Here is a 23,447-nt window from a genome sequence, read left to right as displayed (position 1 = left end):
CCTGCGATACAGCTTATCTGTTCATCGCGTCATCTAACCCGCACCCTTCTGTGAAAAATGCGGATATCGGTTTATTCACTAATTTGACGATAGACCATTGGTGTCGCTTCTGGGGCTTTATCCCCAATAATCATAGCAGCGCGAACTTCTTTCGCCGCCTCTTCCCATGATTTTTCGCTATTGGCATGAATGATCGCAAGTGGAGTTTGGGTATCAACTTTGCTACCTAATGCTGCGATATCACTTAAACCAACACTGTAATCGATAGGATCAGTAGCTTTACGACGACCACCCCCTAACGTTACCACAGACATACCCAGTGCTCGTGTGTCCATTTGTGTGATAATGCCCGCTTGAGGTGCGTAAACGGCTTTGCTGAGGACGGCAGTTGGCAGATATTTGCTGTAATTTTCAACAAAATCTTTCGGCCCTTTTTGTGCAGCGACCATACGACCAAACACTTCAGCCGCTTTACCGTTATCCAGCACCGCTTGTAATTTCTGACGCGCATCGTCACGATCCGAAGCCAATTTACCTGAAACAAGCATTTCCACACACAGCGCCATGGTGACTTCGAACAAACGTGGGTTACGGTATTCGCCCGTCAGGAACTGTACAGCTTCACGAACTTCAACAGCATTACCTGCACTGGATGCCAGTACTTCGTTCATATCAGTTAACAGCGCGGTAGTATTGCAGCCTGCACCATTGGCAACTTGCACGATGGACTCAGCCAGTTGCTCTGATTTTTCGTAGGTTGGCATAAATGCGCCTGAACCCACTTTAACGTCCATCACTAACGCATCTAACCCTTCGGCTAATTTTTTACCTAAGATAGAAGCGGTGATAAGCGGAATAGAATCCACGGTTGCCGTGATATCACGAGTCGCATAGAAACGCTTGTCAGCCGGCGCTAGTGAGTTGGTTTGACCAATAATCGCCACGCCGACATTTTTGATAATGTCGCGGAAACGTTCATCATCAGGGAAAATATCAAACCCAGGGATAGCTTCGAGCTTATCAAGGGTTCCACCGGTGTGACCTAAGCCGCGACCGGAAATCATCGGAACATAACCACCACATGCAGCAACCATAGGCCCTAACATGAGTGAAGTCACATCCCCCACACCGCCTGTGGAGTGTTTATCCACGAGTGGACCATTAAGATTCAGTGATTTCCAATTTAATACGGTACCTGAATCACGCATCGCTAGCGTTAGTGCAACACGTTCAGGGGTTGTCATATCATTGAAATAGATGGTCATTGCTAAGGCTGCAATCTGACCTTCAGAAACCGTGTTATCACGCACACCATTGATGAAGAAACGGATTTCTTCTTCGCTTAATGGTTTGCCGTCACGTTTTTTACGAATAATTTCTTGAGCGAGAAACACAATAGGCTCCTTAATTCACATCGAATTCTTCGGCTAAATAGTCACGGCTGTTGCCCAAGTCAGATTGGGCAACAGTCTGATGTCACTAATAATTGCGATTATTAATAGCTGCTGGAGGATTTTTTAACGTCAAATCCCAGCGTATTTAATAAATTCGCTAATAAGCTAGATGCACCAAAACGGAAATGGCGAGCATCAGCCCAGTTATCGCCTAAGATTTTGCTTGCTAAGGCTAAATATTGTGCTGCTTCTTCAGCGGTACGAACGCCGCCAGCAGGTTTGAAACCAACACTTTTCGCAACGCCCATATCATGGATGACTTGCATCATGATTTCTGCGCTTTCTAAAGTGGCATTCACTGGCACTTTACCCGTGGATGTCTTAATAAAATCAGCACCTGCATTGATTGAGATTTCAGACGCTTTACGGATTAATGCGGCATCTTTTAGTTCGCCAGTTTCAATGATCACTTTCAGTAATACATTTGCAGCCGCGCAAGCATCTTTACATGCTTTCACTAAATCGAAACCGATTTTTTCATTACCCGCCATCAGTGCACGGTATGGGAATACAACGTCAACTTCATCCGCACCATAAGCAATGGCAGCTTTAGTTTCAGCTAAAGCAATCTCAATATCATCATTACCATGTGGGAAGTTGGTGACGGTCGCAATGCGGATATCTGGCGTTCCTTGGTCACGTAAGGTTTTACGTGCAATAGGAATAAAACGAGGATAAATACAGATAGCAGCGGTATGACCTGCTGGGCTTTTTGCCTGATGACATAAGGCGATCACTTTTGCGTCAGTGTCGTCGTCATTTAACGTGGTTAAATCCATCAGGGTCAGTGCGCGTTGCGCTGCTGCTTTTAAATCAGTCATATAACTCTCCAACGATGTTAATTCTTTCAGAACGATACGTTCTTTGTTGGCGAGCGGGCTTGTTCCATAAAGATGCTAGTTAGGTTTTCCAAACTCAGCAGCTGAGATCCATCTCACCGCACGATGCCCTAGAGCCAGTTGACTCTATGAACTATCAGTTCCGTGGCAACTTACTGTTACCTATTTGACCACGTAACTGGGGTATTTTATGCGCTACAAATCACATTTATCGACTGAACGTTACATTATTAAATATATATTCGTGAACGATATCACAATTCCACAAGCAATTGCTCACTCTTTATCAGCCATTATACAGGCTGCAACCTTCTCGTCTTAAATTGATTACGTTAAGAATAGTTGAAAAAGTAAAAGTTACGATAAAAACCAGAAAAAGAATATCGCAGAAGAAAATGACAGCGGAAAGACAAATCGCCTTTCCGCTGCAAACAGGGGGATTACATTGCGGTCATTGCGGCTAATGTTAAGAAGAAGCCAGCAATCGTTGCACTCATTAAGTTAGAGAGTGTACCTGCCATAACGGCTTTCATACCTAAACGAGCTACATCACTACGGCGATTTGGTGCCATTCCACCTAAGCCACCCAGCAAAATTGCCACAGAAGATAAGTTCGCGAAACCACACAGTGCGAAGGAAATAATCGCTTTAGTATGATCAGACAGAACTTGTTTGCCCGCCGCAATCACATCCGCATCTGCTTTCATATATTCACCGAAGTTCATGAAAGCAACGAATTCGTTCACAACCACTTTTTGCCCAATGAAAGAACCGGCAATTGTTGCTTCGCTCCACGGCACACCAATCAGGTATGCGATTGGGGCAAATACCCAACCTAGTAATAATTCAAGGGATAATTGCGGATAGTCAAACCAGCCACCCACACCACTTAAAATACCGTTAATTAACGCAATTAATGCGATGAATGCCAGTAACATTGCACCTACGTTCAGAGCCAGTTGCATACCGGATGCTGCGCCAGATGCGGCTGCATCGATAATGTTAGCTGGGCGATCTTCTTCTGCCACTAAATCTTTAGCATCCACATTATCTTTAGCAACTTCAGTTTCAGGAACCATTAGCTTAGCAAATAGTAATCCACCCGGCGCCGCCATGAAGGATGCCGCAATCAGATATTCCATTGGAACACCCATTTGCGCATAACCCGCTAATACTGAACCCGCTACAGACGCTAAACCACCACACATGATGGCAAACAGTTCAGAGTTAGTCATGGTAGAAATATAAGGGCGAACAACCAGAGGCGCTTCCGTTTGACCAACGAAAATGTTTGCGGTTGCAGACAGTGATTCGGTTCTTGAAGTTCCCAGTACTTTTTGCAGACCACCACCTAGAATTTTGATGACCAGTTGCATGATGCCGAGGTAATACAGGACGGCAATCAGAGATGAGAAGAAGACGATGATAGGTAATACACGGAAAGCAAAGATAAAACCGCCGCCGCCAAATAATTCAAACATTTTATCGGAAACTAGACCACCGAAGATGAAGCTCATCCCGTCTTGACCGTAACCGATAACTTTAGAAACGCCGTCAGACATGCCTTGTAAAACGCTACGTCCCGCAGGGGAGTAAAGAACGAATGCGCCGATAGCGACTTGGATTAAAAAAGCACCGCCGACTGTACGAAGTCTAATTGCGCGACGATTGCTGGAGAAGAGAACGGCTATCGCAATAAGCACCGCCATCCCAACAATACTCAAAATGAGTTGCATGGAAGTATCCCTGTTCACTTAATTCTAGGTTAATGTATAAAGAAACTCGCAAGATTCCACGAATCTTAGTTCGATGATTATAACCAGTCATCATTAATAACCCCCAACATTCATCACAAATCCAAAGTGCAATAAGTAACATAAATTCAAATATTGTGACGAAAATCACAATAGAGGATCGGTTTCGTCTGGAAAGGCACTAATGCGATAGTCGAAGAGATAAAAAGCTGAATGGATTTACTCGGATAAATACATAAAATACTTAAGAAATAATTATTAATCGGCTAATTATAATCTAAATTAGATTAAATAACGTCCGGCTATTGTTGTAAAGTTGTTGTGCTATTTCATCCGGAGATTCGTGGCGCAGCTCACACAAAGACTGAAATACCCACTGAATACGCTCTGGTCGATTAGGTTCACCTTGAAAACCGGATACAGGCATATCCGGTGCATCTGTTTCAAACACAAGACAACTTAGCGGGAGTTGAGCCATCACTTGGCGAGTTTTATTCGCGCGCTCATAAGTAATTGTCCCTCCGACGCCAATGTAATACCCCAGTTTCACAAAACTTTCGGCTTGAGAAAGGCTGCCAGCAAAACCATGCACTACACCACGTGCAGGGACTTCGTAGCGACGTAACATCGCAACCAATTGGTCATGAGTTTTTCGTGAATGCAAAATAACGGGTAAGTCAAACTGCTTAGCTAACTTCAACTGGCGCTGAAGCAATATTTGTTGCCTTTCAAATTGAGGATCTTCCATATAGAGATCAAGCCCAATCTCCCCTACCGCCACGCATTTCTGGCTTTTTCGCATCAGAAAATCCGTCAATTTTTCAAAATGTGATTCTTGAAACTGGCTTAAATATAGAGGGTGAAATCCCATTGCTGCGTGGAGTTGAGAATACTCATGGGCTAAATTCCAGATGCGCTGAAAGTTATCCTGACTCACCGCAGGAATAATAATATCCGTAATTCCACCTTGCTTCGCGGTTTCTAGGCTTTCTGTAAGTGCCTCACTGAACGGGGGAAAATCAAAATGACAGTGAGTATCGATAAATTGAATATTATCACTCATGAGCAGGATTGCCTTGCAGGGCGCTAGCACTTGCTGCCTCGGCCGTCTTTCCTGCTAATAAAGACTCTCGCAAATCTTCCCTATGCATCAATTCTAATGAATTGGTGTTCTTAGAAAATCGACTGAAATCAGCATCATTACTCGCAAACTGTTGAGCTAATGCCGCAATAAAGTAACGCCCACAGCGTCGTCCGACATGGTAATCTTGATTTAAGGCACTAATTTTACTGCCTAAAGCACTGCTTTTCAGTGGTGTCGGTGGGTATATTTCAAAAATCTGCACGCCATCGGGTGGATTTTCGATGAATTCCTGCGTTTTTCGATAACTCTTCAAGTGAACTTTTAGCATGGCTGCCATGCGTTGCAGCGCCGAATTATCACCTTCAAGCCAGCGGGTCATGCGTTTTACCCATTCAGGCGTAAAGTACATTTGAGAAGGTACAGTGCGGATCACAACAATTGTATCCGCTCCGCGCCGATAAGCTTCCTCAACAGGAATCGCGGCGCTTATCCCTCCATCGTGGTATCGCACACCGCTATATTCTACGCCAGTTCGATAGAATCCTGGAATGGCGCTGGAAGCACGAATGATATCCAACCAAGAATCCGCATCTGGATGCAAAAATGCAGCGGAAAAATCATCGCTACGACTGGCTCCCATATAGAATTCACGGCCAGAATCTAACAATTCAAGCCCTGCATCCATATTAAGTGGAAACTCTTTCGCCGTCGTGTCAATCAACCAATCAAGGTCAATTAAGTTTCCTCCACGAATAAATCTTAGCGGGTTAAAAAAATTAAGATTCGTGGTATAGCGAGTAATCACTCGGCGGGCATATCCGGCTTGACCACAAATATAAGCAGATAAATTTTGGGCGCCCGCAGACGTCCCTATCATCAAATCAAAAGGGTTAAAGTTTTCTATCAGAAATTCATCCAATACACCGGCCGTAAAAATACCACGCTGACCGCCACCTTCGCAGATAAGGGCAGTTTTTCTTCCGTTAATTTCATCAGAAAACGCGAGTGGCTCAATCGTGCCTAAAGTGACTGGAACATGCTTTCCCATAGTAACCCTTTCTCTATATTGACGTGTTTCTAAACAATCTCACAATAAATCAGATTAAAACAAATGATTCTCATTAAACTGTTTTTCTCAGGAAGAGCAAATAGCAAAATGAGCTTTCGGCTGAAAGCTCATTTAAAAGAAATTATTTGTTCGTCAGAACTAAACCATTCTGTACTGATTTTACCCCTTTCGCGGTCGATGCAATCTGCACAACTTGATTTATCTGCTCGCTAGATTTGAGAAAACCAGAGAGGTAAACCACACCTTGAACGGTTTTTACTGACACGCTATTACTTGGGAGCCCACTGGTACCTAAGAGTTTGCTTTTAATATCCGCAGTAATGGAAGAATCATCGATATAGGTATCGGTACTTTTCACACCACTTGAGATGGCATTACCTGTATCTTTGCCTGCTATTTCAACAGTTTTAGCTGCGCTGTCCCAAGTTTCTGAAGCTTGTTTTTTCAAGGCGCTATCAGATGATGAACTACAAGCAAAAAGTGCCCAGCTCAACCCAATGACACCTAAAGAACGTAAAACGGCGATCTTTTTCATTGGAACCTTCCTCTTGGTATGATTAATAAACTAACAATGTCATAGCCTAAGTAAAAAGTAGATAAAAATAAAGTCAAATAACTCATCTTCAAGAGTATGACTCAAGGTAATTTTCACTTTTGAGATAAATAATCTTAATTGGATGATTTAAATAAGAAATTAAGAAATAACTGTCTAATATCTCTCAATGAGAAAAACAGAAAAAGGGTGCCTGTATCATCTAACCCACAATCAGAGAGAAATGTGGGGGATCGCTCCCCCACCAGACTACTCAACGCATAACAGAGTAGCTTGAACCATTGTGTTTCCACTCACCACGTTAACCGAACAGAGTCGGTCTCGCAGCAGCAGTGAAAGACACAACACCGTGGCGCACACGGTCATTAGCCCGATCAGAGCAAACTTGGTCATTCCTCTTGACTCCTGTACAAAAAGGAGACAGAATCCAATTGTTGGGTTGGAGACTGCCTCGAGTTACTGTTAATGGAACTCGGGGCTTTCGTCTTTTTGGTCTCACAACTTATTGTTCACTTAAACCAATTGTTTATTTAAACCAATAATTTGCTTGAACCAAAATGATCCAAGCACCCACCGCCATCATAGCAGCATGCTCATCGCGAAAAAATATCGATTCAATTAGTTATTACATTGAAAATATTGATAATTAATAGGATAAATAACAAAAATGGCCAACTCAGTTGACCATTTCGATATATATATACTAATTAGGGATAATAATTAGTGTTCACGCGTTTTGCGGAATCTCACTTCAGGATAACGTTCGCTGGTTAAATTCAAATTAACCATTGTCGGCGCAATGTAAGATAAATTGTCACCGCCATCTAAGGCTAAGTTCTGCTCATTTTTGCGCTTAAACTCTTCGAATTTCTTCACATCATCGCATTCAACCCAGCGAGCGGTAGAAACGTTAACCGCTTCATAAATCGCTTCAACGTTATATTCGCTCTTCAAGCGAGAAACCACCACATCGAACTGAAGCACCCCTACCGCACCCACAATCAAGTCATTATTGATTAATGGACGGAAGACCTGCACAGCCCCCTCTTCAGATAACTGTACCAAGCCTTTCAGTAGCTGCTTTTGCTTCAGAGGATCACGCAGACGAATACGACGGAATAATTCAGGCGCAAAGTTCGGGATCCCGGTAAATTTCAGCTCTTCACCTTGGGTGAAAGTATCCCCAATCTGGATAGTCCCGTGGTTGTGTAAGCCGATGATGTCCCCTGCATAAGCATTCTCAACTTGAGAACGGTCACCCGCCATAAAGGTCAGTGCATCAGAAATCACCACGTCTTTCTTAATACGAACTTGACGCAGTTTCATCCCTTTTTCATAGGTACCCGAGACGATACGCATAAAGGCAACACGGTCACGGTGTTTAGGGTCCATATTCGCCTGAATTTTGAAGACAAAACCGGTAAATTTCTCTTCTGTGGCTTCCACTTCACGCACATCGGTTTTGCGTGCTTGCGGTGCAGGCGCCCACTCAACGAGACCATCAAGCATATGATCCACACCGAAGTTACCTAAGGCGGTACCAAAGAATACAGGGGTCAGCTCACCCGCTAAAAATGCATCGTGGTCAAATTCATGGGAAGCCCCTTGAACTAACTCCAGCTCTTCGCGAAGCTGAGAAGCTAATTCATCACCAACAGCCGCGTCTAATTCAGGGTTATTTAACCCTTTAACGATGCGGACTTCTTGAATTGTATGACCTTGACCTGTTTGATACAAAATGGTTTCGTCACGCAGTAAGTGGTAAACACCTTTGAATAACTTACCGCAGCCAATTGGCCATGTGATTGGGCAACAAGCAATTTTCAGCTCATTTTCCACTTCATCTAACAGCTCCATTGGGTCGCGAATATCACGGTCCAATTTGTTCATAAAGGTCAGAATTGGCGTATCGCGCAGGCGAGTAACTTCCATCAGCTTACGGGTACGATCTTCAACCCCTTTACCGGAGTCGATAACCATTAAGCAGCAGTCAACGGCGGTTAATGTACGATAAGTATCTTCCGAGAAGTCTTCGTGTCCTGGGGTATCTAACAGGTTCACTAAGCAATCATTATAGGGAAATTGCATCACAGAGGTGGTGATTGAGATACCACGCTGCTTTTCCATTTCCATCCAGTCTGATTTGGCATGCTGGTTAGAACCGCGACCTTTTACCGTTCCCGCACGTTGAATTGCGTGTCCGAAAAGTAATACTTTTTCAGTGATCGTGGTTTTACCGGCATCGGGGTGAGAAATGATAGCAAACGTTCTACGGGTGCTAACTTCATGGAGAAAATTCTGATCTGTCATTTAACCGTTCTTTTCGTCTATATCCAGATTTGTATGGGCATCAGGAAGAGGCTCGAGGTGGCTCTAAGCGCAGCAAATCCGTATTGTTAATCGTAATTGGCGGTTATTTTCGCAGATCTTGGGGTTATAAACAATCAGAGCCTGAAATGTTAGGCGCTCCACCCACAGGATGGAGCCCAATAAACTTACACCGACGCAGCCACTAATTGAGCAATTTCCAGCCCCAATTCTTGTGTGCTGGCGTTTCCGCCCATATCGCGAGTCAAGTGACGACGTTCTCGAATCGCCGTTTCAACCGCTGACATAATCGTATCGTGCATTTCTTGGCAACCGAGATGCTGCATCATCATCGCTGCCGCCCAGATAGTCCCAATTGGGTTGGCAATATTTTTCCCAGCAATATCTGGTGCGGAACCATGCACAGGTTCAAACATCGATGGGAACTGTTTTTCAGGGTTGATATTCGCGGACGGTGCAATTGCAATCGTCCCCGTACATGCGGGCCCAAGATCTGACAAAATATCCCCAAATAAGTTTGATCCCACAATCACATCATAAAATTCCGGCATTCTCACTAAGTTAGCCGCAAAAATATCAATGTGGAATTGGTCAACTTTCACATCTGGATACTGTTTTGCCATTTCAGCCACACGGCTATCCCAATACGGCATTGAGTGAAATAATCCATTGGATTTCGTGGCTGAACTTAAATGTTTTTTATCGCGAGAGCGGGCAAGTTCGAAAGCATATTTTAAAATTCGGTCAGTCCCTTTACGGGTAAAAATACTTTGCTGGGACACCATTTCGTCTTCCGTCCCTTCATACTGAATTCCGCCAATTGCAGAATATTCGCCCTCTACGTTTTCACGCACTACATAAAAATCAATATCACCCGGTTTTTTATCCGCCAGCGGGCATTTAATCCCTTCAAATAAACGAACCGGACGCAGATTCACATATTGATTAAATGCACGGCGAATTGGTAGTAACAAACCCCATAAGGAAATATGGTCTGGAACTCCAGGAAACCCAACTGCACCTAAGAAAATAGCATCAAATTTTTTCAGTTGTTCTAAACCATCTTCCGGCATCATGCGCCCTGTACGGTGATAGGTTTCACACGACCAGTCAAAGTGTGTAAAGTTAAGCTTTACACCGTGCTTTTGTGCTGCTGCCTCTAAAACACGTAATCCTTCAGGGATCACTTCCGTTCCGATTCCATCACCCGGAATGACTGCTATATTGAATTGTGCCATTTTCAACGCCCTTATTATTTTATTTTCGGTTTATATGCTCCAATACAAAAAAACCACGAATCACAATAAATTGCTACCTCGTGGTTTGTTTTTTATCTATTTTTACCGAACGCTTATTACGCTTTTTGACTAAACATATCTTCACTGAACAAGGTTAATGCCAGTACTAACGCATCTTCTCGGCCTGTTTTCGTTGGATAATAATCTTTACGCACAGTAGCCTGTTGAAAACCGAGTTTGTCATACAGATGAATGGCTGAGGTATTCGATTCTCGCACTTCCAGCCATAGCGTTGAAATCCCTCGATTAACAAGGTCGTTAATTAATCTTTCTAATAACATACGCCCATAACCACGCCCTTGAAAATCAGGATGAATGGCAATGTTAAACAGCGTAGCTTCATCTAATACATACTGAGTTATTGCATACCCAACAATTTGATTATTAACTGATATTTTTAGATTATGGTACTTTTCACCTTGGTTTCCATAAAAAACTCGCTCAGTCCACGGAAAATCATGGCTTAACTTTTCAATTAAGAAGGCTGTGGCGAGATCAGATTGCTTGAGTGTTGAAATTTTCATCATATTGATAAATTTGTTTCCATAGTGCCTGTTTAGCATTGCTGCTTGCTATCAGTTCAGACAAAACAGGAGAAATAAATGTGACTTTTGAACCCTCGGGATGAATGCCATCCCCTATCACCCAACAAGGTATTGTTATTGGTGTTGGAATGAGTTTGAGCTGATCAGAATTAATGCATACAACGTCAATCTCATCGATCTTCATTGTGAGAAAAATATCTTTTAGCAGCTGGCTGTTTAAATCAAGGTTCTCATCAGTGATAATAATAAGCTTAGTCGACTCAGGAATGCGTACACCACGTTCACCACGTAACACAGTCGGATTTCTCACCATCCATTGAGTGATCCCCATTTGTTCTAAAAGTCTGTCACGTCGTGTCATTGCTTTACCCAGTCGTTAGTTAACAACCACATCTTATCAAAGGGGATTAATAGCGCCAACAGAGCAATGCTATTTATCTTTTTTCTGGTAAGGTAGTCCGCGTGGTTATATTCATTTTAGGAGATAGACAGAATATGTCATTACTGACACCCGCCAGCGAAGTTATTCAACGCCATTTAGAGCACTTTACCGATCGTCATGTTCTTTTGGCAGGCGATATTCAGGATGAACTGGGCGCAATTTTAGAAGCCGCCAGCGTGCGCGTGCTCACTAACCAGTACCATCGCTGGAAAAACTTACAGCCGGCATTGGGTGAAAATGTTCTGTTTGCTTCAACAGCAACCGCGGAATTCGTTAAACCTTGCGACACCTTAATTTACTTTTGGTCTAAGAACAAACAAGAAGCCGCGTTCCAACTTGATGACTTATGTACCCATCTTGCTGCTGGCAGCCAAATTTTTATCGTCGGCGAAAATCGCAGTGGCGTAAAAAGTGCCGAAGCGATTATGGATGGGATTGCAACACTGCAAAAAATTGACTCGGCACGCCGTTGTGGGCTCTATTATGGTGAACTCGAGCAACCAACCGAATTTGATATTAAACGCTGGTGGCGTAACTATCAGGTTGATAGCGTGAAAATTCATGCGCTTCCAGGTGTATTCAGCCATAACGAGTTAGATATCGGCAGTGATTTACTGCTATCCACATTAACTGAGCCAATGAGTGGTAATGTGCTTGATCTGGCTTGTGGTAACGGCGTACTCGCTGCGGTTATCGGCTCACAAAATCCGGATGTCACCTTAACTCTGAGTGATGTCAGCGCATCCGCGATTGATTCCGCTACAGCAACATTAGCAGCCAACAACCTTACCGGAAAAGTGATCCCAAGCGACGTCTATTCCGATGTTGATGATAAATTTGATTGGATCATTTCAAATCCACCGTTCCATGATGGGATCAACACCAGTTATAACGCAGTAGAAACACTGATTTTCCAAGCACCTAAGCACCTGAAAAAAGGCGGACGCTTACGGATCGTGGCGAACGCATTTTTACCATATCCTGATCTGCTGGATAAAGCGTTTGGCGGCCATGTGGTTCTGGCTAAGACAGGTAAATTCAAAGTTTACGAAGCCATTAAGCGCTAAAACGACGGAATTATCCCATTGTCGATTTTGTTTCTAACGGTCAACTTTATAAGTTGGCCGTTTTTTCATCAAACAAGATAGCGTTGATAAAAATTTATTGACGTCTGCGCAAATTAGCCTAAAATCCGCACCGTACTATTGATGCATAAGCAATTATGCAAAAGAGTTAGTATTGCGAGGGTGGCGGAATTGGTAGACGCGCTAGCTTCAGGTGTTAGTGTCCTATGGACGTGGGGGTTCAAGTCCCCCCTTTCGCACCACTTACTCTTCATAATTTCAATTATCTATGCGTTGACTGCTCTTCGCTATCCGTATCACATAGTTATCTATGCTCAACGGAATAGTGGCGTTTGTCGCCTTTATTTAATTGAAATTCTTTTGAGTAAGAAAGCTCATATCATAATTTCAATTATCTATGCGTTGAGCATGATATAGACAAGTATCAATAGAAAGAATTTTGACAGTATTTGCGAGGGTGGCGGAATTGGTAGACGCGCTAGCTTCAGGTGTTAGTGTCCTATGGACGTGGGGGTTCAAGTCCCCCCTTTCGCACCACTGTTAATGATTCGTAGCCTTAATCTTGAAAAATTCAATCTTCAGATATTCAATTCTCAATAGCCATTCACACAATATTCCTAACCGAGATATCGCTTAGATAATCTTAGCTTCGCATAATAAAAATCAGCAAAAAACAGCCTAAAGACATCACTGCTGGAATAATTAATAAGCGGCGAGAACCTCGATTAAACAGCATGCCTGCCGTCGCAATCATCAAGGTGATCATCGCCACTTTCAGTGGATCAAACCCCATATTGCTTAGCAAATACATAATACTCAGTAACACCACCGCGAAGACGCCCCACAAACCAGCACCAATACGCCGCAACCCTGTTGCTTTTGATACGCTAGTTCCCATAACGCCTCCCATTTATAGCTAACGAGTCTTAAGCTAACTCATAATTAGCCTATAATTTCGTTAAAGATGATAATGATTATCAATCATATCTGCGTTTCTATAAAAATCAATCAAATTTTTGTGAGGAAAATATTTCCCCCACGGTAAAAACATCACTCAAAAGTACAAACAAAGTGAATATCTTCAGGCTCTAGCGCAAGCAGTTCAGGATCTGGCTTTTCGAGCAGTTCACAGCCCATATATTGATAAAAATGCACCGTATTTTCGGAAGGAGTTGCAGAAATATACAACCCACCAGCGCCTTTCTCCAACGCCCTCTGCTGACAAAGTTTGAAAAGCTGGCTACCCAGCCCTTCACCACGATATTGGTGACTAACATGAAGGAAAGAAAGTTGTAACAGATCCTGATTTTCCCCTCGCCATACGTTATCTAAACTCGCCGCCGCAATCAGTTTTTCGTCATCAAAAATACCAAAGAAAACGGCACCATTATCATAACTTTTCAGTAAATGTGGGGTGTATGCATCGGTTTCACCTTCCGGCCAACCTTTCATATCAAAACGCTGAGCGGAAAGAACTAATTTTCCTTGTTGGTGAAGATAAAGGTGTTCAATCAATTCAGTTCTATCAATCGACCACACATTTGGGATTTCATCCCGCGTGAGTTCACGTACTTCTCTCATTATTATTGTTCTCTTTGTTCGGATATAAATATTATATAAATCGGATACATAAAGAGCATACAGACTACACAATAAAAAAGAAATCAGGGCATGAAGAAGGAAACTTAATGAGGATTTATTGGACTTTATAAACAAAAAAGTTCTCTGTAGCATCCTGCCACAGAGAACTTTTAACTACAGGGGTTGGTTTATTGCTTCAATCCCATCGCATCGCGCATGGTAAAGAACAAATCGGTTTGGTCGGTCAGACCCATCACGTTCGCGGCATGTGGACCATAAGCTGCAACACGTAGCTGAGCACCTGTATGCTCCTGTGAATCTTCTTCTTCAGAGTTACCGTAGTTCACGGTCATCACAGTACCGTCTTTTGTGATCAGCGCTTGAGTTAAGCCTGATGACTTAGTTCCGTCTGGAATAATTTGGCTAGAATGCGAATGGTCAGCCGTCACGATAACCAGCGTATCACCGTGCTTCTTAGCGAAATCTAAGCCCACTTGCACTGCTTGATCCAGCGAGACAGTCTCGCCGATTTGGCCACATGGGTTCGCTTTATGATCCTGTTTATCGATAGATGCGCTTTCAACCTGTAAGAAGAAGCCATTCGGATTTACTTTCAGTAAATCAATCGCTTTTTCCGTCATTTGCGCTAATGTCGGTGCATTCGGGTCTAACTTAGAATTCGGTTTACACTCTAAAGCTGCATTATTTAAGTTGCCGTGATAAGTGGCTTTTGGACCTTCCCACGCCACGGTCATATTGCCATCATGGAACAGGCCTAACACTGGCTTATCTTGGTTAGCTTCTTTGATTGCATCGAGTGACTTAGCATCACGAACGATAGTGAATCCACGCTCTTCCGCTTGTTTTTCCAAGGTTTTCCCTTTGTAATCACCCGCTTTAGCTTCCTGCTTAAAGCTTTTTGCACCACCACCTAATGTGACATCGGCGCGGGTGATCATTAACTGTTCAGAGATAGAACCACGACCGCCATTTTCTAATGCATTAGTTGCACATTTTTCACTGGTTTCTTCTGGACCGTAACATTTACGCCCCGTCACGTGAGCAAATTGAGCCGCTGGCGTTGCATCTTGGATTTCCGATGTCGTCACGTTGCCCGTTGCTTTGCCATTACGTTTTGCAATTTCAATCAATGTGTCATGGTCGTTACCAAACACATCAATCCCTAAAGCGCTGTTATAGGTTTTCACACCGGAAGACCATGCAGTTGCAGATGCCGCAGAATCAGTTACATAGTCTGGTTTTTGTGTTTTCTTGTCTAATGCGTAATGGGTGTATTGCCCAGTGATTGGCAGTGCATCGATTCCTTTAAAGAAACCGCCAGCGCCTTCTGCATAGTTACGTGCGACGGTAATTTCAGAATCACCCATACCATCGCCGATAAATAAAATGACGTTCTTTGCTTGACCATTATGCAGTGCTGCTTTCATGATATCCGTCTGTTCAGTCGATAAACGGCGAGCACCACCAAATTTAGTGATATCCCCTTTTGCAGCGCGACTTTCTGAAACTGCATCATTTTTATCCGCGGCATAAGTTGGGATTGCAGTTCCTAGAATTAACGTACTTACGGCGACGGCTAACATAGATTTCATAAAATGACCTGTCATAAGTTTTATCCTTGCCAATCAATAAGAAGAGTAAATAAGTATGCTTCGAATAGTTGACCAGCATGCTAGAGCAGCTAGATGACAGTTGAATGACGGTTTTATGTCGATATAAAGATGATTGTCATAAATGCGAAACGCCCGATTTGGGCGTTATGGATGAGAAATAGGTTGGCTCATGAGCTGTGAAATCAGCTGCAGTGCACTCAATAAACGGTGACGCTGCTGCTCAGTCAAACGTAAATAACGCCGAGCAGCAGGGATCCGACTAACCATTTCCGATGTGGTATAAGGCTCAATGTCACACCGCCAAACCCCATTTTTGACAGCAATATGACAATGAGTGAAGTCTAGCTCTTCGAAAGTTTGGCGGATCACAGGGTACTGCTCCAAACTTTCGACCAAACGTTTCCCATCCGTTTGTTGTGTCGTGAACTGAACGTATTTTTTCCGCGCAGATCCTGCGGTTTTCACATCAATCTGTGCCACCAGCGCACTGTCACATTTACCTGAAACTGCAAAACGGCTATGCACAATAAACGCCATAAACAAGGTTTTTACACGCTCAGTCACTTCCACTTTAATGCCTTGAGGCAATTGGATGAGGAGCATTCCAGGTGCCCCCCATTCACAAACATAAGGGGCGATATCTTTCTCTATCCGATTTAACGTTAACCCCGCTTGATACCCTGTCGGGAGGCGCTTTTGGGTTAACTTTTTCCACCATGGTGACTTAGGCAAGGTTACGTAAAGGCTCAAGTTCCACCTCCTCTGCATTGTCATCTTCAAATGAGTTGGATAATACTTGTTCAACCGGAACAGGTTTAAATGGATTCACTTTCTGCACTAACACGGTCCAACCTAATGCATAACTCGCGGTTAATCCCAACATAATGGCAAATGGGATATACACATCCGCTTTATTCATGCCCGGCGGCGTGATGTAAACAATCGCAAGGATGATCCCCACACTCGAAATAATTTGTGGGATAGGGAAGAATGGTGAGCGATAAGCACGATGTAAATCAGGTCGACGAATACGCAATAGCACCACAGAAATCGTCACCAATAAGTACGCTGTTCCCCACGAACACACAGCCGCCAGCACCAACGGGATAATTCTGTCTAAATCCCCTTGGATAGCAAATGCGTGTAAACATGGGATCATCACCGCCACTAAAATACCGAACACTGGCGTTTTAAAGCGAGGGTGTAAATAAGCGAATACCTTTGGTAATGCACCATCTAACGCCATACCGTAAAGAATACGCGGAACCGCTGCCATTAAGGTGTTGATGGTCGCCCCACCCGCCAGCAACAATGCAATCCCAATCCAGTATTTACCGAAGTCACCCATAATTTGTCCAGCAAACGCAGGAATAGCCATTGGCGTTTCTAATAGACTCACACCATTTTGCGGATCGACAATCACGTTTTCGACTTGGTTAGTCAGTGCTGCACCAAACAAGAACATACAGAATGCTACGCCACATAAACCAATCGCCATCGCACGCGGGATCACTTTGGCTGAGTTTTTAATTTCAGGCGCCATCGGTGTCACTAACTCACAGCCGACAAACATAAACATCGCCATTCCCACAAAGCTAAGAACAATGGTCGGGTCAGAAATATTCAGCCCTTGACCAAACCAGCCTTCTGCGGAAACGTGAAATGGCATCAGCAGACCGCAAATACTGAAAATCACTAGCGTGCTCCACATAGCAAATGTCAGCACAACTTCCACTTTACCAAAAGCTTCGATACCAAATGCATTCAGTAAGCCGAATGCCACGACTAAACCAACACCCACCATCCAAGAAGAGTTGTTAGTTTCCAGCACTGTATTCAGGCTTTCAAAGTTCACTAACGCCATAATACCGGACAGAATGGTCTCTGCGGTGCCAGCAAAAACGTGAACAATCAGATACGCAGACAGCGCCCCTGTAATCGCCCAAAAACGGCCCATACCGCAGGAGATATAGTCGTAAACAGAACCGGAGGTTGGTAAAATTGCCGCCGCTTCAGAAAATGTGGTTAATTGAGCCTGCATCATGATAAAGCTCAGTAAAACAGCTAAGGCAAAAGTATCACCGCCGATCCCAAAACCACTGGTTACAGTGAGGATCACAGGGCTTGCCATAATCACGCCAACCGAACTGGCGAGCGTTGTTGGAAAGCCGACCTTACCTTTTTCAATATGTGATGTTAATTTTGAGGATAAATTCATTTTGCTTCCCTCTCTCTGCTCACAGCCCGAATTGTGAATTTTTTTGTAAAAACGAAGTGACTGTATTCTCACTATAGAAATAAGCACAAACATGTCGCCATCGTCCTTTAGAACGATACCCAGAGAGAGGGGCGCGCGCAGAGTCCAAGACGAAAAGTACCCTTTTAAAACTCAAATAATATAATAATCATTGAAATATCAATGGTTAGTTGAAAATTGCCTCATTAATATATTAACAAATGCACTACGAAAGATACCCAAAGGCAGCAAACTCACTCTAAGCGATAAAAAACAAGTTTTGAATAGTGTAATCAAGCTCACGTTATTAACATGTTTACTTTATGTTAATTGAATTAAATTGCATGATAGTAAACTGTATATTTTGATGGGGTATGATGATGGTTCAACCGCTATTTAGTGAGAGTCAACAGGGCTTAATCGACTGCTGCCTAAATACAATTGCCCATATCATTCCAATTTCTGCGGCGGTTTATTATCTGGTGAATGAACACTGGCAGCCAGAAAACCATGTACTGTATGGGATTTCCACACGTATGCATGAAGAGTATCTCTCAGCATTTTCCCAGCACGACCCTCTACATCCCGACCATTTTCGCGGTGAGGATCTCCGTTTAGTGAAGATGCCGGTGGAAATGCGTCAGCACGATCAAACCTTCTTCCATGATTTTATGCAGCCAAACCATATCGCAGATATGGCAGAGATTTTTATTCGCCGTAAAAATAAGATTGTGGCGGGAATTTCCGTGCTACGCGATACACCATTTACGCCAGAAGAGGTGATTAGGCTCAATGCAATCTTACCGATTGCGGAGCTTATGACATTTGATGTGCGACCTGATTCTCTGGTTTCCTATACCCCGAAAGAGCAGGAAATTATTCACTTAGTGCGAGAAGGCGCCAGTAATAAACGTATTGCGTTGCTATTGGGCGTTTCGCTTTCCACCGTGAAAACCCACCTTCGTAATATTTTTACCAAAGCCAATGTAAGCAACCGGACTGAATTAGTTTCATCTGGATTTATTATCCGCCAAGATAAAATTCTATAAAAAATCCCGGCACATTGGCCGGGAAAACTGTTGCTTTACAGAAAAAACAAAACCACTAACGCTCTAATAACGCACCATGACGGACTTTAACTCTGTGTAATGTTCAATAAATGCACTACCAAATTCACGACCAATTCCTGAAGATTTAATACCACCGAAAGGTACTGCTGGGTCGAGGAAGGTGTGCATATTCACCCAAACGGTTCCTGCTTCAATTTGTGAAACCATACGCATTGCTTTGCTAAGATCATTTGTCCACACGCTCGCAGCCAAACCAAATGGCGTACTATTCATCATCGTAATCAGCTCTTCTTCATCATCATAAGCTAAGAAGGTACCGATAGGACCAAATGTCTCTTCTTTCATTAACACATCATCTGGGCCATTTGCGCGAATAATCGTAGGCGGCACAAAGTAACCCGCTCCAGCAATTGGCTGCCCGCCATAGACAATTTCGCTACCATCTTGGCGTGCTTTTTCAAATAGGCTTAAGATCTTATCGTAATGGGCTTTATTGGCTAATGGCCCCATTTCTGTGGTTTCATCTAATGGAGAACCAATCTTTATTGCCGATAAACGCGCTTTTAGTTCGTCCAGAACCGCATCCATCAATTTAGATGGAATATAGAAACGCTCCGCGGCTGCACAAATTTGCCCTTGGTTTAAATAACCCGCTTCAATGATGCCGCTCACAATCTTATCCACGGATAAATCCGCTAAGAATGCTGCACCATTTTTACCGCCCAATTCTAATGTGACGCGAGTCAGTTTGCCTTCCATCGCTGAGCGCCCTACCGCCAATCCAGTCGGAACAGAGCCTGTAAAGGTCACTTTCGAACAAAGTTCATGGCTGATTAAAGCAGGCCCCACTTCGCGACCGCCACCATTAACGATGTTAATCACGCCATCGGGAATACCCGCTTCTTTAGCGAGTTCAGCCACGCGTAACATGGTCAGAGGAGTAAACTCACTTGGCTTCAGTACAATCGTGCAGCCACATGTCAATGCGGCTGCTAATTTCCAAATGGAAATCATAATGGAGAAGTTCCATGGAATAATCCCCGCAACCACCCCGACAGGCTCACGCTGGGTGAATGCTGAGTATTTTTCGCCATTAAATGATGGCAAAGAAACATTCAGGGTTTCACCGCTAATTTTGGTTGCCCAGCCCGCAAAATAACGTAAAAACTGCGCCGCTGATCCCACTTCCAGAAAACGTGATAACTGAATGGTTTTCCCAGAACTTAAGGTTTCTAATTGCGCTAATTCTTCTAAGTGCTTTTCGAGCAAATCCGCTAAACGATTCAAACAGTTGCCTCGTTCCATCGGTGTGGTATTTGCCCATGAGCCTTTAAATGCGGCATATGCCGCATTCATCGCTGTATCAACTTCTTCGCGAGTCCCTTCTTTCACTTTCGCAATCACTTGCTCGGTGGCTGGATCCACGACTTCAAAATAAGCATCTCCCTTGCCAGAAACAGGCAATCCATTAATAAAATGGCCGTGTTGACGGTTCAAGAATTCTCTCACTTCTGGTAACAGGGTTAACTCACTCATCGTTATCTCCACCTCGTTAATTTATCGAATTACGCATTCACGCAGGCTAAATAGTGTTTTACAAAACGTGGTGCGCTGATTTCCCAAAGTACTTCAGTGCCTTTGGCTGCAAACCAAGTGTCGCCTTTGTGGTATTCCACGGTAACACCTGTTTTCACGTCGGTTAATTTCACAGAGCCTTCATGGACAGTTGCCATTTCATCAAATGGGTAAACCATCTTAAATTTACCTGTTGTACACGCAAAAATACCGCAAGTCAGATTATCTGTTGGCTCGCCGTGGATCATCGCCACGCTTGCTTGTGGGTCGCCTTCAACAACCACAGAACCTAAATTGCTCACGCTACCAATGTTCAGTAATTCAGGAAGTGCTTTGTTTAACAGTAATGGGCTGATCATCTTTCTTACCTTCTCTTATGTAATAAAATCAAAAATGGACATTAAATTTAGGAAAACTTAGCGGCGACCTTGCCAATATCCTGATAACTGATGCCAACACTTGGCAAGTGACACAATGGCATTGCGCATGCTGTCTTTCCCCATAATGTCAGCATGAGGTATCGAACTCATCAGGTCATAACGGCTGGAGCCTTCAACCATCCCCTCAGCAAGCACCTTGCACACTATCTGGCTCGGCGTAACACCAAAGCCCGAGTAGCCTTGCACGTAGAACACGTTTTTATGACCTGGGATCGTGCCAATTTGCGGGAACAGGTTGGCACTGCACGCCATTGGGCCACCCCATGCCAGCTCGATTTTGATGTCTTTCAGGTATGGGAAAACATTCAGCATCAATTTACGGTTCCACTCTTTCAAGTCAGATGGAATGTATTCTAAAAAGTACGTCGAGCTACCAAATAGCAGGCGATTTTCATTGGTCACACGGTAGTAATCGATAACTGGGCGAATATCGCTGTATGCCCCTCGAATTGGGCTAATGCGTTCAATCAGTTCATCAGAAAGCTCTTCTGTCATTAACTGATAGGCATAGGTGTTAATTGTTTTTGGGTATAACGTTGGCTCAAGACCATTCAAGAAACCATCACACGCCCACAACATTTTTTTCGCTTTTACGGAGCCCATCGCGGTACGAACCGTTACCGTATCGCCATACTCAACATTTAATACTTGGCTGTTTTCAAAAATTTTTGCGCCATATTCACTCACTGCTTTCGCTTCCCCCAGTAACAGGTTAAGTGAGTGAACATGCCCGCCGCCCATGTGCTTGATCCCACATGTATAAGCGTCAGATCCGATGATCTGCTTTAAATCTGAACCTGTATAAAATTCAATTTCTTCATCTGGCGCGACAGCCTTAAAATCCGCCAGCCAACTGCGCAGGGTTTTCTCTTGGCGCTTATTGCTACCTAAATAGGCGTAACCATGGCAAAAATCCGCATCAATATTGTATTTGGCGATACGGTCACGCATGATCCCCGCGCCCATGTTACTCAGTTTAAAAATCGTTTCTAAACCTTCAGAACCAACATGCTTTTTAATCGCGTCTAGGTCATGACCAATACCGGCCATCACTTGCCCACCATTGCGCCCTGTGCCGCCATAACCAAGATGACGACCTTCCAAGATAGCAATGTTGGTAATGCCCTTTTCACACAATTCCAATGCTGTATTAATTCCTGAGAATCCCCCCCCGATGATCACGACATCTACATCAATGTCTTCTTTCAAGGTTGGGAATCGCAGGTCATATTTTTTAGTTGCTGAGTAATAAGTTAATGATTCTACTTGGTTATTCATAATGGATACCCTATCTAGTATCTTGCAATAACCTTGATTATCTTAACCAATCATTAACAGTTATATAGCCCTTTAGGGACATTCGAAACATAAAGTTAACATTTGTGACGTGGATACAATATTTACTTATAAACAAAATTAAATCAATTTAAATCTTTTATGTTTAAATTCAAAAAGATAAATATTTATTATTATATTAATAGAAAATATTACATATTCTGATAAAGAGAGAAGACAAGGAGTGTTTTACTACTGAAAGTAAATTGTAATTGATTGAAAAATAAAACTTATTTTAACACCTTAGTTTAACCATCTGATATATACCAGAAATAAACTAACCCCACTCAATTACTGTTTTATTGGAGTCATTAACAAATTAAACAATTCAACTTGAGAGTTGATCTCTAATTTTTGATAGATATTCTTACGGTGATTTTTGACAGTACCCAAGCTAATAAACAGCGCTTCGGCAATTTGCGGGGAACCTTTACCTTCCAAAATTAATTCAACAACCTCACACTCTCTTGGCGTCAAACCAAAGCAAGTCTGTAAGTCAGTATTGCGGTAATGGCTAGAAACTGAATTAGGGACTACTTCCTTATGTAATCGAGCAATACTTCGAATAATATCAAAAGCTTCTTTTAATGAGGCTTGTTTATTTTCGTCTGAAAGAAAAGGTTGATCTTCATTACCGAAGAAAATACCTAATTGCTTATCGGCTGATAGCTCCAGCAATAAACCCGCCTCATCACACCACCCAGTCTTACGATAAAAATTAAGATAATAATCAGTATGATAAAATCCTTTCGGTGCCACGTCTTTCAATGTTAGCACCTTAGAGCTGCCACCCTTTTGTAGCTCTTGATAGAAAGGATCCATCAAATAGGCGCCACGCTGATAAATACGATTGATACTGTCGCTATTACGCTTTTCAACTTTTGACAGAAAGCGCGGTGCGCCTTCTTTTTCGAAGGCATAGATAATGGCGTTATCAAAAGCCACAAAAGAGGACAGCCATGACAACAAATTAGGGTAAAACTGGTTGGTTGCCACGGAGTCAATAAGGTCAGGTAATTTATGCAGATAATGATCCATTCAGCCCTCGCTCATTAACTTATTAATAATTTATCACCGTGTATATTCAGGCGAACTATAGCCCTATAAAGACCATATTCTGAGAGG

General features: G+C 43.1%; 22 protein-coding genes and 2 tRNA genes. 4 read left to right on the top strand and 20 right to left on the bottom strand.

Features of this window, described 5'->3' with window-relative positions; genetic code table 11:
• Positions 1 to 71: 71 nt before the first annotated feature.
• The 11 genes from deoA to QS795_RS02615 form a co-directional block, all read right to left on the bottom strand.
• Entirely contained in the window at positions 72 to 1,394 is a 1,323-nt protein-coding gene (gene deoA / locus QS795_RS02665) for a thymidine phosphorylase (RefSeq protein ID WP_286272413.1), read from the bottom strand.
• Between the two features lie 101 nt (positions 1,395 to 1,495).
• The gene (deoC, locus tag QS795_RS02660; RefSeq protein WP_154602795.1) at positions 1,496 to 2,275 is read right to left on the bottom strand and encodes a deoxyribose-phosphate aldolase; all 780 of its coding nucleotides are present in this window, start codon (positions 2,273 to 2,275) and stop codon (positions 1,496 to 1,498) included.
• A 458-nt stretch (positions 2,276 to 2,733) separates the two neighbouring features.
• The gene (locus QS795_RS02655; RefSeq protein ID WP_154602796.1) at positions 2,734 to 4,029 is read right to left on the bottom strand and encodes a NupC/NupG family nucleoside CNT transporter; all 1,296 of its coding nucleotides are present in this window, start codon (positions 4,027 to 4,029) and stop codon (positions 2,734 to 2,736) included.
• Between the two features lie 295 nt (positions 4,030 to 4,324).
• Positions 4,325 to 5,110 (bottom strand): TatD family hydrolase, encoded by a 786-nt coding sequence (locus tag QS795_RS02650; protein WP_154628360.1) that lies wholly within the window; start codon positions 5,108 to 5,110, stop codon positions 4,325 to 4,327.
• Positions 5,103 to 6,179: a patatin-like phospholipase family protein gene (locus QS795_RS02645; protein ID WP_318626823.1), complete on the bottom strand. Its 1,077-nt coding sequence runs from the start codon at positions 6,177 to 6,179 to the stop codon at positions 5,103 to 5,105. The genes QS795_RS02650 and QS795_RS02645 overlap by 8 nt, the downstream gene beginning before the upstream one ends.
• A gap of 142 nt (positions 6,180 to 6,321) precedes the next feature.
• Entirely contained in the window at positions 6,322 to 6,735 is a 414-nt protein-coding gene (locus QS795_RS02640) for a BON domain-containing protein (RefSeq protein WP_286272408.1), read from the bottom strand.
• 267 nt (positions 6,736 to 7,002) lie between these two features.
• Entirely contained in the window at positions 7,003 to 7,146 is a 144-nt protein-coding gene (locus QS795_RS02635) for a Hok/Gef family protein (RefSeq protein WP_108479205.1), read from the bottom strand.
• 327 nt (positions 7,147 to 7,473) lie between these two features.
• Positions 7,474 to 9,063: a peptide chain release factor 3 gene (prfC, locus tag QS795_RS02630; RefSeq protein WP_036950211.1), complete on the bottom strand. Its 1,590-nt coding sequence runs from the start codon at positions 9,061 to 9,063 to the stop codon at positions 7,474 to 7,476.
• A gap of 185 nt (positions 9,064 to 9,248) precedes the next feature.
• The gene (locus QS795_RS02625; protein WP_272522921.1) at positions 9,249 to 10,319 is read right to left on the bottom strand and encodes a tartrate dehydrogenase; all 1,071 of its coding nucleotides are present in this window, start codon (positions 10,317 to 10,319) and stop codon (positions 9,249 to 9,251) included.
• A 116-nt stretch (positions 10,320 to 10,435) separates the two neighbouring features.
• The gene (gene rimI / locus QS795_RS02620) at positions 10,436 to 10,906 is read right to left on the bottom strand and encodes a ribosomal protein S18-alanine N-acetyltransferase (RefSeq protein ID WP_154627273.1); all 471 of its coding nucleotides are present in this window, start codon (positions 10,904 to 10,906) and stop codon (positions 10,436 to 10,438) included.
• On the bottom strand, positions 10,875 to 11,285 hold the full coding sequence (locus QS795_RS02615; RefSeq protein WP_154602808.1) for a DNA polymerase III subunit psi: 411 nt from the start codon (positions 11,283 to 11,285) through the stop codon (positions 10,875 to 10,877). Before QS795_RS02615 ends, rimI begins: the two co-directional genes overlap by 32 nt.
• A 134-nt stretch (positions 11,286 to 11,419) precedes the next feature.
• On the opposite strand from QS795_RS02615, the gene rsmC reads away from it, so the two are divergent.
• The 3 genes from rsmC (at position 11,420) to QS795_RS02600 (ending at position 12,988) form a co-directional block, all read left to right on the top strand.
• Positions 11,420 to 12,433 (top strand): 16S rRNA (guanine(1207)-N(2))-methyltransferase RsmC, encoded by a 1,014-nt coding sequence (rsmC, locus tag QS795_RS02610; protein WP_154602809.1) that lies wholly within the window; start codon positions 11,420 to 11,422, stop codon positions 12,431 to 12,433.
• Positions 12,434 to 12,607: 174 nt separating this feature from the next.
• Positions 12,608 to 12,693, top strand: a tRNA-Leu gene (locus tag QS795_RS02605).
• A 209-nt stretch (positions 12,694 to 12,902) separates the two neighbouring features.
• Positions 12,903 to 12,988: transfer RNA gene (locus QS795_RS02600), tRNA-Leu, on the top strand.
• Positions 12,989 to 13,094: 106 nt separating this feature from the next.
• Here the strand turns inward: QS795_RS02600 and QS795_RS02595 are convergent.
• The 5 genes from QS795_RS02595 to QS795_RS02575 all read right to left on the bottom strand — a co-directional run bounded on the left by QS795_RS02595 (position 13,095) and on the right by QS795_RS02575 (position 17,884).
• Positions 13,095 to 13,349 (bottom strand): DUF1435 family protein, encoded by a 255-nt coding sequence (locus QS795_RS02595; RefSeq protein WP_036950193.1) that lies wholly within the window; start codon positions 13,347 to 13,349, stop codon positions 13,095 to 13,097.
• A gap of 152 nt (positions 13,350 to 13,501) precedes the next feature.
• Positions 13,502 to 14,032: a GNAT family N-acetyltransferase gene (locus tag QS795_RS02590; RefSeq protein ID WP_318626821.1), complete on the bottom strand. Its 531-nt coding sequence runs from the start codon at positions 14,030 to 14,032 to the stop codon at positions 13,502 to 13,504.
• A gap of 188 nt (positions 14,033 to 14,220) precedes the next feature.
• On the bottom strand, positions 14,221 to 15,660 hold the full coding sequence (gene phoA, locus QS795_RS02585) for an alkaline phosphatase (RefSeq protein ID WP_286272394.1): 1,440 nt from the start codon (positions 15,658 to 15,660) through the stop codon (positions 14,221 to 14,223).
• A 150-nt stretch (positions 15,661 to 15,810) separates the two neighbouring features.
• Complete coding sequence (locus QS795_RS02580; protein ID WP_286272393.1) at positions 15,811 to 16,416, bottom strand: DUF3156 family protein; 606 nt, start codon at positions 16,414 to 16,416, stop codon at positions 15,811 to 15,813.
• On the bottom strand, positions 16,391 to 17,884 hold the full coding sequence (locus QS795_RS02575) for an APC family permease (protein WP_154602812.1): 1,494 nt from the start codon (positions 17,882 to 17,884) through the stop codon (positions 16,391 to 16,393). Before QS795_RS02575 ends, QS795_RS02580 begins: the two co-directional genes overlap by 26 nt.
• A gap of 398 nt (positions 17,885 to 18,282) precedes the next feature.
• Here QS795_RS02575 and QS795_RS02570 point away from each other — a divergent pair, with 398 nt between their 5' ends.
• Positions 18,283 to 18,951: a helix-turn-helix transcriptional regulator gene (locus QS795_RS02570; protein ID WP_286272448.1), complete on the top strand. Its 669-nt coding sequence runs from the start codon at positions 18,283 to 18,285 to the stop codon at positions 18,949 to 18,951.
• Between the two features lie 63 nt (positions 18,952 to 19,014).
• Here the strand turns inward: QS795_RS02570 and QS795_RS02565 are convergent, their stop codons facing one another.
• From QS795_RS02565 to QS795_RS02550, 4 genes are all read right to left on the bottom strand, one after another.
• A complete protein-coding gene (locus QS795_RS02565; protein ID WP_286272389.1) occupies positions 19,015 to 20,508 on the bottom strand; it encodes an aldehyde dehydrogenase family protein in 1,494 nt (497 codons plus the stop codon).
• Between the two features lie 29 nt (positions 20,509 to 20,537).
• Positions 20,538 to 20,906, bottom strand: a complete 369-nt coding sequence (locus QS795_RS02560; protein WP_154627266.1) for a cupin domain-containing protein — start codon at positions 20,904 to 20,906, stop codon at positions 20,538 to 20,540.
• Between the two features lie 57 nt (positions 20,907 to 20,963).
• Positions 20,964 to 22,265, bottom strand: coding sequence for an NAD(P)/FAD-dependent oxidoreductase (locus QS795_RS02555; protein ID WP_286272387.1), 1,302 nt, complete (start codon positions 22,263 to 22,265; stop codon positions 20,964 to 20,966).
• Positions 22,266 to 22,613: 348 nt separating this feature from the next.
• Positions 22,614 to 23,360 (bottom strand): helix-turn-helix transcriptional regulator, encoded by a 747-nt coding sequence (locus QS795_RS02550; RefSeq protein WP_154602816.1) that lies wholly within the window; start codon positions 23,358 to 23,360, stop codon positions 22,614 to 22,616.
• Between the last annotated feature and the right edge of the window lie 87 nt (positions 23,361 to 23,447).

It is taken from the genome of Providencia zhijiangensis (genome assembly GCF_030315915.2).
GTDB lineage: Bacteria > Pseudomonadota > Gammaproteobacteria > Enterobacterales > Enterobacteriaceae > Providencia > Providencia zhijiangensis.
This window is presented reverse-complemented; position numbering and strand designations above follow the sequence as displayed.

What these genes read in the sequence shown, in the direction of transcription:
- QS795_RS02650 (WP_154628360.1), bottom strand. Translation starts at nt 5,110, where the DNA reads ATGAGTGATAATATTCAATTTATCGATACTCACTGTCATTTTGATTTT.
- rimI (WP_154627273.1), bottom strand. Translation starts at nt 10,906, where the DNA reads ATGATGAAAATTTCAACACTCAAGCAATCTGATCTCGCCACAGCCTTC.
- phoA (WP_286272394.1), bottom strand. Translation starts at nt 15,660, where the DNA reads ATGACAGGTCATTTTATGAAATCTATGTTAGCCGTCGCCGTAAGTACG.
- prfC (WP_036950211.1), bottom strand. Translation starts at nt 9,063, where the DNA reads ATGACAGATCAGAATTTTCTCCATGAAGTTAGCACCCGTAGAACGTTT.
- QS795_RS02645 (WP_318626823.1), bottom strand. Translation starts at nt 6,179, where the DNA reads ATGGGAAAGCATGTTCCAGTCACTTTAGGCACGATTGAGCCACTCGCG.
- QS795_RS02555 (WP_286272387.1), bottom strand. Translation starts at nt 22,265, where the DNA reads ATGAATAACCAAGTAGAATCATTAACTTATTACTCAGCAACTAAAAAA.
- QS795_RS02655 (WP_154602796.1), bottom strand. Translation starts at nt 4,029, where the DNA reads ATGCAACTCATTTTGAGTATTGTTGGGATGGCGGTGCTTATTGCGATA.
- deoC (WP_154602795.1), bottom strand. Translation starts at nt 2,275, where the DNA reads ATGACTGATTTAAAAGCAGCAGCGCAACGCGCACTGACCCTGATGGAT.
- QS795_RS02625 (WP_272522921.1), bottom strand. Translation starts at nt 10,319, where the DNA reads ATGGCACAATTCAATATAGCAGTCATTCCGGGTGATGGAATCGGAACG.
- QS795_RS02550 (WP_154602816.1), bottom strand. Translation starts at nt 23,360, where the DNA reads ATGGATCATTATCTGCATAAATTACCTGACCTTATTGACTCCGTGGCA.
- rsmC (WP_154602809.1), top strand. Translation starts at nt 11,420, where the DNA reads ATGTCATTACTGACACCCGCCAGCGAAGTTATTCAACGCCATTTAGAG.
- QS795_RS02575 (WP_154602812.1), bottom strand. Translation starts at nt 17,884, where the DNA reads ATGAATTTATCCTCAAAATTAACATCACATATTGAAAAAGGTAAGGTC.
- QS795_RS02615 (WP_154602808.1), bottom strand. Translation starts at nt 11,285, where the DNA reads ATGACACGACGTGACAGACTTTTAGAACAAATGGGGATCACTCAATGG.
- QS795_RS02640 (WP_286272408.1), bottom strand. Translation starts at nt 6,735, where the DNA reads ATGAAAAAGATCGCCGTTTTACGTTCTTTAGGTGTCATTGGGTTGAGC.
- QS795_RS02590 (WP_318626821.1), bottom strand. Translation starts at nt 14,032, where the DNA reads ATGAGAGAAGTACGTGAACTCACGCGGGATGAAATCCCAAATGTGTGG.
- QS795_RS02560 (WP_154627266.1), bottom strand. Translation starts at nt 20,906, where the DNA reads ATGATCAGCCCATTACTGTTAAACAAAGCACTTCCTGAATTACTGAAC.
- QS795_RS02570 (WP_286272448.1), top strand. Translation starts at nt 18,283, where the DNA reads ATGGTTCAACCGCTATTTAGTGAGAGTCAACAGGGCTTAATCGACTGC.
- QS795_RS02595 (WP_036950193.1), bottom strand. Translation starts at nt 13,349, where the DNA reads ATGGGAACTAGCGTATCAAAAGCAACAGGGTTGCGGCGTATTGGTGCT.
- QS795_RS02565 (WP_286272389.1), bottom strand. Translation starts at nt 20,508, where the DNA reads ATGAGTGAGTTAACCCTGTTACCAGAAGTGAGAGAATTCTTGAACCGT.
- QS795_RS02635 (WP_108479205.1), bottom strand. Translation starts at nt 7,146, where the DNA reads ATGACCAAGTTTGCTCTGATCGGGCTAATGACCGTGTGCGCCACGGTG.